This is a genomic window from Sulfurimonas sediminis, assembly GCF_014905115.1.
Taxonomy (GTDB): Bacteria; Campylobacterota; Campylobacteria; order Campylobacterales; family Sulfurimonadaceae; genus Sulfurimonas; species Sulfurimonas sediminis.
On the sequence record NZ_CP041235.1, the window covers coordinates 1,081,911 to 1,095,561 of the forward strand.

The following is a 13,651-nucleotide window of genomic DNA, read 5'->3' on the forward strand; positions in this document are numbered from 1 at the left end:
TTGACTCCTAGAACTTTACAGTTGATGAAGATTTCACAAGTTTTTGAATCTCATCAAGATTTTCTGATTTTGTGATGCCCCATGGTGGAACAATTTTTCCTTTTGTAAACATTTTAAATGCAACAGGTATATGTTTAACAATTGCAGGACCCTCAGAGTACAGAACAAGTCCACCCTCATCTAGTACACCATTCTTTACAATAGATTTTTTAAAGCCGACGGCATGGCGCACTGCAACATTGTTTTTGGCGATGCCTTCCTGGAAAGCCATTTGGTGCAGTTTTGTAATTTTACCAATAGGATTAATCTCTTTTGGACAGGCTTCGGCACATTCAAAACATTTTACACAGTCCCAGACACCCTGTTTTTCTTCATTGACATCCGCGAGTCTTGATGTTGAATTGTCCCGTACATCGGCACTGAAGCGATATGCTGCTGCAAAAGCGGCAGGACCGAAAAAATCTTCATTGATTGCAACAGCAGGACAAGCATAGTGACAAGCTCCACATTGGATACAAAGATCCGCTTCATCAAGCTTTTCGGCATCTTCAGGGGATACAAGGTTTTCAGATTCCGGGTTTTCATCAATATCTGCAACAAGATATGGTGTGACCGCAGCGTGTTTTTCCCAAAAATCACCTTTATCTATAATCATGTCTTTGACAGCTCTTTTTGTGCTTAGCGGTTCAATAACAAGTTCATTACCAAAAAGTTCTACCATATCATTCATACTCTCTTTACAGGCGAGCGTTGATCTTCCGTTTACTTTTATGGCACATGTCCCACAAATACCATGACGGCAACTTCTTCTGTATGAAAAACTTCCATCATGGTCCCATTTAATTCTATTTAATATATCTAATACAACTTCTTCTGAAGTAACTTCCATATCATAGTTTTCATAGTATGGAAGATAGTCTTCATCAGCATTAAATCGAAATACTTTGAAGTTTACTTTTTGCGTAGTTATTTTATGTTCTATACTCATAAGTTATCCTTAGTAATTTCTTTCTTTGAGTTCATGTTTGCCAAGAACAACATCCATATAATCTAATGAAATATTTCCGTTTTTATCCATATATGCCATCGTGTGTTTGAGAAAATTTTCATCATCACGTTTTTCAAAATCTTCTCTGTAGTGTGCACCACGACTCTCTTCTCTGGCAATAGCACTCTCTACAATAAATAAAGAGTAATCAAGCATATGCCCGAACTCCAAAGCTTCCTGCAGTTCTGTGTTAAATACTTTTGATTTGTCTTTTATACGTACATTTTTAAATCTTTTACGAAGTTCTTTTACGGTGTCAATCGCGATTTGCAGAGTCTCTTTGCTTCTAAATGCTCCGGCATTTGCACTCATACACTGTTGCAACTCTTCTCTTAGGGCAGGTACGCTTTCATTTCCATTATTGTTAAGTAAAAATTCAATTTCTTTGAGTGCAGTTGTCGCATCTTCTTCACTTGCTTCACGAAGCTCGATGCTCTCTACATCTTTTACCATTGTTTTACCTACGAAACGACCAAAGAGGAGGGCTTCAAGCACAGAATTTGCACCTAAGCGGTTTGCTCCGTGTACAGATACACAAGAACACTCACCTGCGGCATAAAAACCTTCTATAAATTCTTCATTGTTTTTACGGGCATGTCCGTCAATGTCTACAGGAATACCACCCATAGAGTAGTGTGCTGTAGCAGAAATCAAAATAGGCTCTTTTATCATATCGAGGCCTAAAAATGTCATCGCAAGTTCACGGAGTTCAGGAAGTTTATTCATAATCAGTTCTTTTCCAAGATGTGTTACGTCAAGATATACAGCATCTTTTCTCGGTCCGACACCACGGCCTTCTCTGATCTCATTTAAAATTGCGCGTGCAACAACATCACGTGATGCAAGTTCAAGAGCGTTTGGAGCATATTTTTCCATAAATCGTTCGCCTTTGGAGTTGTAAAGACGACCACCCTCACCACGAGCTGCTTCAGAAATTAAAACACCGTTTCCAGAAAGTCCTGATGGGTGAAACTGAACAAATTCCATGTCTTCAAGAGGAAGACCATGACGGGCTACAATTGAGAGTCCATCACCTGTATTTGCATGGGCATTTGAGTTTATTTTATATGCACGGGCATATCCGCCTGTTGCAAACATTACTGCTTTAGCATTGAAAATTGCTAGTTGCATGTCACGAATATTAAAAGCAACGACTCCTGATACTTTACCGTCTTTATAAATGATGTCAGCTGCATACCATTCATCCCAAAATTTTACACCGACACGATATGCCTGTTCATATACTGTTTGTAAAAGTGTTAACCCTGTTCTGTCTTTTGCAAAACAGGCACGAGGTGATGATTGTCCTCCAAAAGGACGCTGTGCAATCTTTCCGTCAGGTTTTCTGCTAAAAGCAGCACCCATTCTCTCTGCCCATCTGATTGTTTCAGGTGCATTTTTACACATAAATTCTACTGCGTCCTGATCTGCCAGATAGTCAGATCCTTTTACCGTGTCAAATTCATGAAGTTCTACACTGTCTTCATCACTAAATGCTGCGTTGATTCCACCTTGAGCTGCACCGGAGTGACTTCTCAAAGGATGTACCTTTGTTATAACAGCAACTTTTTTTCCTGCATTTTGCAATTCTCTTGCTGCTGCACATCCTGCGAGGCCTGCACCAACTATAATCGCATCGTAAGTATAAATAGGAATACTCATTAACCCATCCTTCAATAAAGAACTAAAATAATGCTGATTATAGCGTGAATAGTCTTAGGCTAGGTTAAATGCAGTATTTGTTTTTGTGAAGTTTGTGTTTGTTACTATTTGAGACATGTGACTCTCTATATGCCTCTTTGGGCTAAGTCTCTTAGTTGGAAAATTCTATTGTTTCCTGTTGTTTTTGCATATTCTAAAATTTCTTTTGCCTGCTTTATTGCCTCTTCAAGTGAAGTGTTGTTTGGCTTGATAACAAATCCGCCTGTAACAGTTATATGTATAGGACCGTGACCGGGTGCATTAAATTTGAGTTCAGAAATACTCTCTCGTATTATTTCCATATCTTTGAAAAGTTGTTCTTTTGATGAGCGTGAAAGAACGACTGTAAACTGGTTATAGTCCGTTCTCGCAATGACATCTATGGGTTGCTCATGCAAAGAAATAGTGTAGGCGACTTTGCGCAGTATTGCCTGTGTGATTTCCTGGGTAAAAGCCCTGTTGGATTTTGAAAAATTATCCACCTCAAGAATACTCACCGCTGTAAAGTTGCTGTCTTTGAGCCCTTTTTTCGCTCCATAAGAGTTTACAAGACCTTTGTAGTTGTTTATTTCTGTTACCGGATCAAGCATGGTAGGATTGTTCTGAACAACAGTTTTCCTGTTCATCCTCAGTGCAATAGCGTCAGCCTCGAGTGAAAAAATTTCATAATCGCTTTTAGTTTTATCAACCTGAAACAGGTACTCAATATCCTGTAAAATGGCCGTCAGCATTTTTCTGTACCAAAATGTTGCAAATAAAATAAGGAAAAAAGTGATAATTACCAGAATTTTTACAATATCAAATTTTTGCTGATTATAGGTCAGACTTTTAAACAGCATAGTATCTATCTGTTGTATTATTTCATTCAGTGATTTGTCCAATTCTGCTTTTGCTTTTTTTGCAAGTTTTTTATTTTTTGATCCAACATAATATGTATGTGCCGCATTGTTAAATTTGTCGGTTAACACAGAAAGTTTTTGCAAGTCATCAAAATACTCTTTTTCATTTCTAAGTATATATCTGTCTGTAATGTTGTATTTATAAAGCATTTTCAGTTTGTCGATCTCTTGATGCAGTTGCGTGCTTTTTCCGTTAAACTGTATAAGTGCCAGTTCTATATCGTCCGTATCCAAGCGTGTGAGTGTTTGAATAATCTTTTTTTGATTGTTCAAATTATTGATTTTATCAAAAGAAAGTTGTTCTTCAAATGTAAGCAAAACAGCCAAAGAAGCCAAAAAAAAGATAAAAAGCAGATAAAACTTCAAATGTTCAAAGATTCTTTTAATAGAATATTTCATAGTATGTTTTTCCTAATAATGTTATAATTACCCTATATTATATCGGCAGTAATTAATATATGCTTAATAAAAAGAAGTCTTATTGAATTTAGAAAATTATTTTATATCACAATTTAACAGTAAACACATTGGCGACGACGGTGCATTGATTGACAATGTTGTCTATTCCAAAGATGCATTTTTTGAAAACGTGCACTTTAAACGCAGCTGGATGAGTTGTTTCCAGATTGCTAAAAAAGCAATGCTGGTAAATATTTCTGATGCGTTTGCAATGAATGCAGTGCCGAAATATGCACTTTTAAGTGTCGCAATGCCAAAAAATATGACAAAAGCAGAAATAAAAGATTTGGCTGAGGGATTTAAATCAATAGCAAAGCAGTACAATATAGAAATTATCGGCGGTGATACAATCAGTAATACAAAGCTTGATATCACTGTAACTATTATTTCCAAAACAAAAAAACCACTCTTGCGTACCAGAGTCAGAGAAAATTATCTTTTTGCTTTTACCGGGGAGCTTGGGCGTTCGGCAAATGATTTGAAAAAACTGCAAAACCTAGGAAAAATCCACAAAAAATCAAAATTTGTTCATATCAGGTTAAGAAATGATTTTGTCACCAAAAGTATAAATGTTTTAAAAGCGGGTATGGATATATCGGATGGTTTATGCAGTGATTTGGGTAAAATGGCATCACTGAACAAAACAGGCGTGCAGTTTATAAAAAAAATACCTAAGCATATTACATGTAGCGGGGAAGAGTATGAAATGCTGATTGCTTTTGATGCCAGAGATCTTAAAAAAGTCAAAATGTATGCCAGACAAACCAGAACAAAACTGACAGTTTTTGCAAAAGCTGTCAGAAACAAATATACAAACAGATGTAAAGCACATCATTTTTAAGGAACAGAGAAATATGGACAGATTTTATTCACTTGCGCATGCAAGTATTGATTTTCACTTTAAACAGACTCCCCGTGATTTTGTAGTTGAGGAGATACCTTTATATGAATTTTCGGGAGAAGGGGAGCATTTAATACTGCAGGTAAGAAAGAAGAACCTCTCTACAAACGAAATGATAGGACAAATTGCCCGTTATCTGGGTATAAAAAATAAAGAAATAGGCTATGCGGGGCTTAAAGATAAAAATGCCATGACAGTGCAGTATATCTCTTTGCATAAAAAATATGAAGAGGCTTTGGAAAATTTTAATTTTGACGGAATAAAAATTCTTTCAAAAACCTATCATAACAACAAGTTGAGAATAGGGCATCTAAAAGGCAATCGTTTTTATATAAAACTGAAAAAGGTCAATCCTACAAGCGCTGAAAAAATTGATGAAGCATTAAAAAATATAGACAAATTCGGGTTGCCGAATTTTTTCGGGTATCAAAGATTCGGAAATGACGGAGATAACCATATTCTGGGAGAAAAATTGGCAAAAGGAGAGGCAAGAGAACGCAATCCGAGAGTCAAACGCCTTTTGATAAATGCCTATCAGAGTTATCTGTTTAATCTTTGGCTCTCAAGAAGACTTGAGATCAATACGCTTGTGAACAGTTTTAAGGCGCAAGAGATTGAGAGTCTGTTAAATATGCCAAACGAAGAAGTTAAAAAGATGAAAGAGCAGAAGCATCCTTTTAAACTTATCAGTGGTGATGTCATGGAACACTATCCGCACGGAAGACTTTTTGACTTTGAAGGCGCCAAAGAAGATTTAGAAAGATTTAATGCACGCGACATCTCTGTTACAGGACTTTTATGCGGGAAAAAAGTACGCCATGCCACAGAAATTGCAGGAGAGATTGAAAAAGACTATGATGATGAAATCAACGCTGACGGGGCAAGACGCTATGCCTGGGTCTTTCCAACAGAGATAGAAGGGCGTTTCAACAAACAAGAAGCACAGTATGAAATGAACTTTACACTCCCTAAAGGTTCATATGCCACAGTTTTAATAGAAGAAATTGCAAAAAGGAAAATAAATGAATAAGAGACATATCACATCAGCCGTATCACAACTGTTCGGTAAATTTGCAAATAAAGAGTTTCCGCACTGGTTTCAAAAAATTGTAAACTATTCTTATGTAAAACTGATGGGACTCGATATGAGTGAATTCCATGACCCTGGTACATACAAGAGTTTGAATGCGCTTTTTACCAGAAAATTAAAGGAACCGAGAAAATTTTCTCTTGATGCTGAGGACTTTATTGCTCCTTGTGATTCTCTTATTACAGAGTGTGGAAACTTAATTGAAGATTATGCTTTACAAATCAAAGGCATGCGTTATAAAACGGATGATTTTCTTGGAAAAAGTTTTACCCAGGAAGAAAAAGCTTTTGTTCATAACGGAGAATTTATAAATTTTTATCTTTCTCCAAAAGACTACCATCGGTATCATATTCCGATGAATCTGCAGGTACTTAAAGCTGTACACATTCCGGGAAAATTTTATCCTGTCAATATCTCTTCGTTGAAAAAACGTTTGAATCTTTTTATAGAAAATGAGAGAGTTGTGCTGCTGTGTAAGACACAAGAAGGAAAATATTTTTACATTATCCTTGTGAGTGCATTGAATGTCGGCGTTATGAAAATAAGTTTTGAACCGCGTATACAGACAAATGCAGATGTACAAGAAGAGCAGGTGTATGAGTTTGAAAACCTTTATCTTGACAAAGGTAAAGATTTTGGCTGTTTTGAAATGGGTTCTACCATTGTCATACTGGCCCAAGAAGATATGTTGGAGCTTTTAGTCAAAGAAAATGACAAAGTAAAATTTGGAGATACAATAGCAAAATATAATTTTAAATAATATTTTATATTTCTGTTACCAATATACTCACATGTACTAATGTCTTTTACTTTTCTTAAATTCTTGATTTAAATCAATAGTTTATAATTATTTGAGTGCTATTATTAAAATGTTAATAAACATAAGAGAGAACATTGTAAAGTGTTTAACTACTTTAATAATAGTGAGGAGAAAATATGTCACTTTCAAGAAGAGAATTTCTTAAAAGTTCAGCGGCAGCTTCTGCAGCAGCGGCTATCGGTATGAGTGTACCGGCAGAACTGAATGCAGCAGCAGCGAAAGCTGAAAATAATTGGAGATGGGACAAGGCAGCTTGTCGTTTCTGTGGTACCGGTTGCGGAATTATGCTTGCAACTACGGGAGATGGTAAAGAGAGAAAAATTGTTGCGGTAAAAGGGGATCCTGCTGCACCGGTTAACCGTGGTCTTAATTGTATTAAAGGTTACTTTAATGCGAAAATTATGTATGGTGCGGACAGACTGACACAGCCGCTTCTTCGTGTAAACGACAAAGGCGAATTTGACAAAAAAGGAAAGTTTGCACCGGTTTCATGGAAACGAGCGTATGATGAGATGGAAAAAAACATCAGAAAAGCACTCAAAGAAAAAGGACCTGAAGGGGTCGCTGTATTTGCTTCGGGTCAATATACGATTATGGAAGGATATGCTGCACAAAAGATGATGAAAGGCGGATTCCGATCCAATGCGATTGACCCGAATGCCCGTCACTGTATGGCATCTGCGGTTGTCGGATTTTACCAGACATTCGGTATAGATGAGCCGTCTGGATGTTATGATGATATCGAACTGACAGACACCATTGTAACCTGGGGTTCAAACATGGCGGAGATGCACCCGATTTTGTGGTCTCGTGTAACAGACAGAAAACTTTCAGATCCTGAACGTGTAAAAGTTGTCAATATTCAGACATATACACACCGTACCTGCGATTTGGGTGACTTTAACATCATCTTTAGACCAAATACCGACCTTGCATTATGGAACTATCTTGCTCGTGAGATTGTGTACAATCATCCAGAAGCCATTGATTGGGATTTCATCAAGAAAAATATTATTTTTGCAGCGGGTCCTGTAAATATCGGATACGGTTTCAGACGTGCAGGTGAAAAATCTGTTACTCCGGTAAGACCTGACGGCAGTGCCGGAAAATATGATGCAAAAGAGATGGAAATATACAATAAAGAGATGAGTAAGGTTGTCTCAGAACTCGAAGGTCCTGCACTGGAGCCATATGGTTACAAAGCCGGTGACACTATGAAAAACACTGCCGGTACTTTAAAACACTGGGAAATTTCTTTTGAAGAGTATAAAAAATCTTTAGAACCATATACACTGGAATATACGGCAAAACTTTGTAAGGGTGATCCTGAAGAATCACTTGACAGCTTTAAGAAAAAGTTGCAGGATCTGGCAGCGCTTTACATTGAAAAAGACAGAAAAGTTGTCAGTTTCTGGACAATGGGTATGAATCAACATACACGTGGAACATGGGATAATACACTTTCATACAATGTTCACTTTATGTTAAACAAACAGGCACGCCCTGGTTCGGGAGCATTCTCATTGACAGGTCAGCCTTCAGCCTGTGGTACGGCTCGTGAAGTCGGTACGTTTGCACACAGACTGCCTGCAGATATGATGGTAAAAAATCCAAAACACAGAGCGATTACAGAAAAAGGCTGGCACATTCCTGCAGGTACACTAAACCCTGTCGGTAATCAGCATATTATGAAAATCCACAGAGATATTGAAGACGGTGTTGTAAAATTTGCATGGGTCAACGTATGTAATGCGTATCAAGATTCTGCCAATGCAAAACACTGGATTAAAGCGGCTCGTGAGATGGATAACTTCATCGTAACCTCAGACGGATATCCGGGAATTTCTGCAATGGTATCTGATTTGATTTTACCATCTGCGATGATTTATGAAAAATGGGGCGCATACGGAAATGCAGAACGCCGTTCACAGCACTGGAGACAACAGGTTCTTCCTGTAGGTGATGCGATGAGTGATACCTGGCAGTGGGTAGAGCTTTCAAAAAGATTTACCGTAGATGATTTGTGGGGACCTTATACACTGAGAAACGGGAAAAAACTTGCTGATGTAAGAGAAAAAGCCTATGCAATGGGGTATAAACCAGATACAACTATGTATGAAATTCTTTTTGGAAATGAAAGAGCGAAGAAAAACTATCCATTGGCATTGGATCAGTTCCCTCAAAAAGGGTATGACAATTCCGAATGTCTCGGTGATGCAAGAAATGTTGTCGGAAGTGACGGTAAAGTTTTCAAAGGCTACGGCTTTATGATTCACCAGTACCTTTGGGAGGAGTATGCATCATTTGGTCGTGGACATGGTCATGACTTGGCAGATTTTGTTACCTACCACAAAGTTCGTGGTCTTAAATGGCCTGTAGTTAACGGTAAAGAGACTGCATGGAGGTTTAATGTCAAATTTGATCCGTATGCAGCCAAACATGCCAAAGAAAACGGTAGAGGCAGTGAATTTGCATTCTATGGTCCACTTGCCAAAGCATTACCGGCAGGTAATTTAACCGGTGTTATAGACAAAAAGAAAAAACCATTGACAGACAAAGCAAAAATCTTTGCTCGTCCGTATATGGATCCACCGGAAATGCCAGATGAAAATTATGACTTATGGTTGTGTACAGGACGTGTGCTTGAACACTGGCACTCTGGAACAATGACGATGCGTGTACCAGAGTTGTACCGTGCTGTTCCTGAAGCACTTGTCTATATGAATCCTAAAACTGCCGAGGAAAGAGGACTCAAAGATAATGATTTATGTTGGGTTGAATCTCGTCGTGGCAGAGTAAGAGCACGTGTTGAGACGCGTGGACGTAACAGACCGCCAAAACCTTTGGTATTTGTACCATGGTTTGACGAGCGTGTGTTTATTAATAAAGTAACATTGGATCAAACCTGTCCTATGTCAAAACAGACAGACTTTAAAAAATGTGCTGTAAAAATTTATAAAGCTTAAACAATAAAGAATTTACAATGAAAAAAGAAGCACTCAGCGACAGAAGAAAGTTTATCTTAAATATGGCCAGAGGTGTTGGTTATGCGGCGATCGGCGGGTTTTTATGGAGCGCGTACCTTGACGATGTAAAGGCGTCACCGCTTATACTGCGTCCGCCTGCGGCTATACCTGAAGAAGATTTTCTCAAAACCTGTATCAAATGCGGGCTTTGTGTTGAAGCATGCCCGTTTGATACATTAATGCTGGCTAAACCCGGTGATCACAGGCCGATAGGAACACCGTTTTTTATACCAAGGGATATACCATGCTATATGTGTGAAGATATTCCCTGCGTTCCTGTTTGTCCGAGCGGTGCACTGGATGAGTTGAGTGTAACTGTAAACGGTCATCTTGATATTAATACAGCAGATATGGGATTAGCGGTTATTGATGAAAACAGCTGTATTGCTTTTTGGGGTATTCAGTGTGATGCATGCTACAGAGCCTGTCCTATTTTGGGTCAAGCGATAACTGTAGAGTATTCTAAAAATGAAAGAACTGGAAAACACGCATTTTTAAAACCTGTGGTGCATGCAGATGCCTGCACGGGCTGTGGAATGTGTGAACATGCCTGTGTAACAGAAAAACCGGCTATCTTCATACTGCCTCGTGAAGTGGCAATGGGAAAAGCCGGGAGTCATTACATCAAAGGCTGGGATAAAAAGGATGAGTCAAGACTAAAAGATGCTCATGCGATTCACACCACAACAAATGTAAGTAAAAGAAAAGCGGTTGACAAGCTTAACAGCGGTTTGGAAGGTTTGTTAGATGAGTAGATTATGGAATAACTACAGATATCTTATACTCAGGAGATTTGTGCAAATCGGAATGCTGGTTTTGTTTTTTGGTGCAAATGCCTGGGGATGGAAGATATTGGAAGGGAATCTCAGTTCATCTTTGCTCTTTGGCATTATTCCGATGAGTGATCCGTATGCTACTGTGCAGATGATTGCAGCAGGTGCTGTGGTTGCTACTGATTTACTTATAGGTGTTGCTGTTGTAACACTGTTTTATTTTTTTATAGGCGGCAGAGCATTTTGCTCTTGGGTATGTCCTGTAAACATGGTTACAGACAGTGCTGATTATTTAAGAAGAGTGTTCGATATTGACAGAGCACAAAAAATGAAGCAGCCAATTACAAGAAATGCAAGATATTGGATTTTGGGATTAAGCCTGATAGTTTCTGCTTTTATGGGTATAGCGGCTTTTGAGTTTGTGTCTCCGATTTCAATGATGCACAGAGGCCTCGTCTTTGGCATGGGTTTTGGCTGGGCGGCTGTTGCTATGATCTTTCTTTTTGATTTGCTGGTATTGAAAAACGGTTGGTGTGGTCATGTATGTCCACTCGGTGGATTTTATTCACTGTTAGGAAAGTTTAGTTTTATTAGAGTGCATCATCTGGAAGAAAACTGTACACTCTGTATGAAATGTAAAGTAGTTTGTCCTGAAAAACAGGTGCTTCACATGATAGGCAAAGAATCACTTCCTGTACTCTCAGGAGAGTGTACAAACTGTGCAAGATGTATAGAAGTGTGCGATGATGATGCTTTAAGATTCTCTATAAGAGATTTTATTCAAAATAAAAAAATGGGAGAGTAAAATGAAAATTTTAACAAAGATTACGATCGGTTTTGCAACTGCAGCTTTATTACTCGTTGGATGTAATAACAATGCACAGGTAAAACCTCAGGAAAAAACACAGGTAAAACCTATAATAGATGAAAGTCATTTGGGATATAGAGGAACAACAGACCTCTTAAAAGAAGATGTAGTTCCACCTGCAGTACAGTATCATTCAGCTGCACCTGGAACTTCAAAGAAGTTTAAACGGGCCTATCAGGATGCTCCGCCAATGATTCCGCATGATACAACAGGAATGTTACCGATTACAAAAGGTGATAACCAGTGTTTAATGTGTCATATGCCAGATGCAGCAGAATCAATGGGAATGGAGGCAACACCGATTCCTGTTTCACACTTTACAAACTTTAGACCGCATACAGCCGTAAAAGGCGATAAAATTTTGAAAAACGGCAAAGTGGTTAAGAATACTTCTTCTGAAACACAGGAAAATGTCTCGATAAAAGTGGACAAAGATGAACAGCATCTTTATGCAGGAAGATTTAACTGTACACAGTGTCATGCGCCACAGGCAACAAATATGCTGGTGGATCAAAACAGATTCAAACCTGTTTATACAGATCCAAATGGTGCTTCCAAATCATCTTGGGATCAATCCAAATGGATGCAACATATTGATACTGCAAAGTAAATAAATGGAAAGAAGAGAGCTTTTTAGCTTTCTCTCTTCCTCTGTAAAAGAGGCAGCAGAGAAAAATAAAAATGAAACAGTTATTATACGTCCACCGTATTTTAATGATGCTGATGCTTTTGTTACAGAGTGTCAAAACTGTGAAGCGCAGTGCGCTACTTTGTGTCAAGAGCAGATTATTTTTATAGGAGAGGATAGAACACCTTACTTGGATTTTTCCAAAAGAGGCTGTACATATTGTGATGAGTGTGCAACAGTCTGTCCAAGTGATGTTCTTCTGGTTGCAAACAAAAGGAAAATTTTTGCTGATATTGTGATCAATCAGGATAAATGTTTGAGTTGGCAGGGTGTTATGTGTTTTTCATGTAAAGACCCTTGTTTTGAAGATGCCATAGATTTTAAGGCAATGTTTATGCCTGAAATAAACGGCAAATGCACAAGTTGCGGTTTTTGCATCAGCAGATGCCCGGCGGATGCTATTGATATTTTAAAGGTAAGTGAATGAAGTATCTTTTTTTTCTACTAATGGTCATTTCAGGCATACATGCAAAGGGTTTAGTACAGCCGGAATATATTTATAAGGTTTCGTCAGGACTTGTAACAGATGTTTTATACAAGAAACAGAAACTCTACTGTGCTACTGATGACGGAAAAATAGAGATTTTTAATACAAAAAGTAAAAAAAACATACAGACAATCAAGTTAGGCAAAATTAAAGATTTTATGGGAGATGCAATAGATTCTAAAATATTTTCACTTGATCTGTTTGATGATTCTTTGTTGATACTTTCTCAAGATAACGGAGGGTACAGCAGAGTTCATATTTACAACTCTTCAGCTTTACATGTAATCATTTCCTCAGATGACAGACTCAACATTATCAAAGCAAAATTTATAGACAAAGAGAATATATTGATTGCATTAATCAGTAATGACATTATCTCTTATAATATCAAATCAAAAAAGAAAAACTGGACAACACAGGCTTCTATGTCCAAATTTTCCAATTTTGCACTCAATAATGACAAAACATTGGTGGCTATTGCGGATGAAAGTGGAGATGTACATCTTATTTCCACCAAAGATGGCAGGCATGTAAAAACACTTCATGGAGACAATGTCGACAATATTTTCAGTATTGACTTTAAAGGTGATATTGTTTTAACAGGAGGGCAGGACAGACGTGTAGGTGTCTATAATCTAAAAAACGGCGATGCCTACTATAAGATGTCACACTTTTTTGTATATGGAGTAGGACTCAGCCCAAGTGGAAAAACAGCTGCATACAGCAGTGATATAAACAATGATGTAGAACTTTTTGATACAATGACAAGAGAGCTTTTGGGAAAATACAAAGCTGATAAAATGATTGTTAACAGTATCTATTTTATCAACGAAAAAGAGTTTTTCATAAACAGCAGTTCGCCTAGAGTAGGGTATTACAAAATCAAATAAG

The 13,651-nt window shown here is 37.9% G+C and carries 12 protein-coding genes; 9 read left to right on the plus strand and 3 right to left on the minus strand.

The features are described from left to right. Window positions 1–7: 7 nt before the first annotated feature. The 3 genes from FJR45_RS05820 to FJR45_RS05830 form a co-directional block, all read right to left on the minus strand. Complete coding sequence (locus tag FJR45_RS05820; protein ID WP_193151774.1) at window positions 8–988, minus strand: succinate dehydrogenase/fumarate reductase iron-sulfur subunit; 981 nt, start codon at window positions 986–988, stop codon at window positions 8–10. 9 nt (window positions 989–997) lie between these two features. Beyond that, window positions 998–2,710 (minus strand): succinate dehydrogenase flavoprotein subunit, encoded by a 1,713-nt coding sequence (gene sdhA / locus FJR45_RS05825; RefSeq protein WP_193151775.1) that lies wholly within the window; start codon window positions 2,708–2,710, stop codon window positions 998–1,000. A gap of 125 nt (window positions 2,711–2,835) precedes the next feature. Further along, window positions 2,836–4,047, minus strand: a complete 1,212-nt coding sequence (locus tag FJR45_RS05830) for a GGDEF domain-containing protein (RefSeq protein ID WP_193151776.1) — start codon at window positions 4,045–4,047, stop codon at window positions 2,836–2,838. 82 nt (window positions 4,048–4,129) lie between these two features. Between FJR45_RS05830 and FJR45_RS05835 the strand changes: the two genes are divergently transcribed. The 9 genes from FJR45_RS05835 (at window position 4,130) to FJR45_RS05875 (ending at window position 13,650) form a co-directional block, all read left to right on the plus strand. Continuing rightward, window positions 4,130–4,948 (plus strand): thiamine-phosphate kinase, encoded by an 819-nt coding sequence (locus FJR45_RS05835; RefSeq protein WP_193151777.1) that lies wholly within the window; start codon window positions 4,130–4,132, stop codon window positions 4,946–4,948. A gap of 13 nt (window positions 4,949–4,961) precedes the next feature. After that, the gene (gene truD / locus FJR45_RS05840) at window positions 4,962–6,038 is read left to right on the plus strand and encodes a tRNA pseudouridine(13) synthase TruD (RefSeq protein ID WP_193151778.1); all 1,077 of its coding nucleotides are present in this window, start codon (window positions 4,962–4,964) and stop codon (window positions 6,036–6,038) included. Then, entirely contained in the window at window positions 6,031–6,858 is an 828-nt protein-coding gene (locus tag FJR45_RS05845; RefSeq protein WP_193151779.1) for a phosphatidylserine decarboxylase, read from the plus strand. Before truD ends, FJR45_RS05845 begins: the two co-directional genes overlap by 8 nt. Window positions 6,859–7,034: 176 nt before the next feature. Beyond that, the gene (gene napA, locus FJR45_RS05850; protein ID WP_193151780.1) at window positions 7,035–9,884 is read left to right on the plus strand and encodes a nitrate reductase catalytic subunit NapA; all 2,850 of its coding nucleotides are present in this window, start codon (window positions 7,035–7,037) and stop codon (window positions 9,882–9,884) included. Between the two features lie 17 nt (window positions 9,885–9,901). Beyond that, window positions 9,902–10,699 (plus strand): ferredoxin-type protein NapG, encoded by a 798-nt coding sequence (napG, locus tag FJR45_RS05855; RefSeq protein ID WP_193151781.1) that lies wholly within the window; start codon window positions 9,902–9,904, stop codon window positions 10,697–10,699. Further along, a complete protein-coding gene (gene napH, locus FJR45_RS05860) occupies window positions 10,692–11,522 on the plus strand; it encodes a quinol dehydrogenase ferredoxin subunit NapH (protein ID WP_193151782.1) in 831 nt (276 codons plus the stop codon). The genes napG and napH overlap by 8 nt, the downstream gene beginning before the upstream one ends. A gap of 1 nt (window position 11,523) precedes the next feature. Next, window positions 11,524–12,195, plus strand: a complete 672-nt coding sequence (locus FJR45_RS05865; RefSeq protein WP_193151783.1) for a nitrate reductase cytochrome c-type subunit — start codon at window positions 11,524–11,526, stop codon at window positions 12,193–12,195. A 4-nt stretch (window positions 12,196–12,199) separates the two neighbouring features. After that, entirely contained in the window at window positions 12,200–12,700 is a 501-nt protein-coding gene (locus FJR45_RS05870; RefSeq protein ID WP_193151784.1) for a ferredoxin-type protein NapF, read from the plus strand. After that, a complete protein-coding gene (locus FJR45_RS05875; RefSeq protein ID WP_193151785.1) occupies window positions 12,697–13,650 on the plus strand; it encodes a WD40 repeat domain-containing protein in 954 nt (317 codons plus the stop codon). Before FJR45_RS05870 ends, FJR45_RS05875 begins: the two co-directional genes overlap by 4 nt. The last annotated feature ends 1 nt before the right edge of the window (window position 13,651 follow it).

Bases quoted from the DNA above. Each gene is read 5' to 3' on its own strand.
- FJR45_RS05820 (WP_193151774.1), bottom strand. From the start codon at position 988: ATGAGTATAGAACATAAAATAACTACGCAAAAAGTAAACTTCAAAGTA.
- sdhA (WP_193151775.1), bottom strand. From the start codon at position 2,710: ATGAGTATTCCTATTTATACTTACGATGCGATTATAGTTGGTGCAGGC.
- FJR45_RS05830 (WP_193151776.1), bottom strand. From the start codon at position 4,047: ATGAAATATTCTATTAAAAGAATCTTTGAACATTTGAAGTTTTATCTG.
- truD (WP_193151778.1), top strand. From the start codon at position 4,962: ATGGACAGATTTTATTCACTTGCGCATGCAAGTATTGATTTTCACTTT.
- FJR45_RS05845 (WP_193151779.1), top strand. From the start codon at position 6,031: ATGAATAAGAGACATATCACATCAGCCGTATCACAACTGTTCGGTAAA.
- napA (WP_193151780.1), top strand. From the start codon at position 7,035: ATGTCACTTTCAAGAAGAGAATTTCTTAAAAGTTCAGCGGCAGCTTCT.
- napG (WP_193151781.1), top strand. From the start codon at position 9,902: ATGAAAAAAGAAGCACTCAGCGACAGAAGAAAGTTTATCTTAAATATG.
- napH (WP_193151782.1), top strand. From the start codon at position 10,692: ATGAGTAGATTATGGAATAACTACAGATATCTTATACTCAGGAGATTT.
- FJR45_RS05865 (WP_193151783.1), top strand. From the start codon at position 11,524: ATGAAAATTTTAACAAAGATTACGATCGGTTTTGCAACTGCAGCTTTA.
- FJR45_RS05870 (WP_193151784.1), top strand. From the start codon at position 12,200: ATGGAAAGAAGAGAGCTTTTTAGCTTTCTCTCTTCCTCTGTAAAAGAG.
- FJR45_RS05875 (WP_193151785.1), top strand. From the start codon at position 12,697: ATGAAGTATCTTTTTTTTCTACTAATGGTCATTTCAGGCATACATGCA.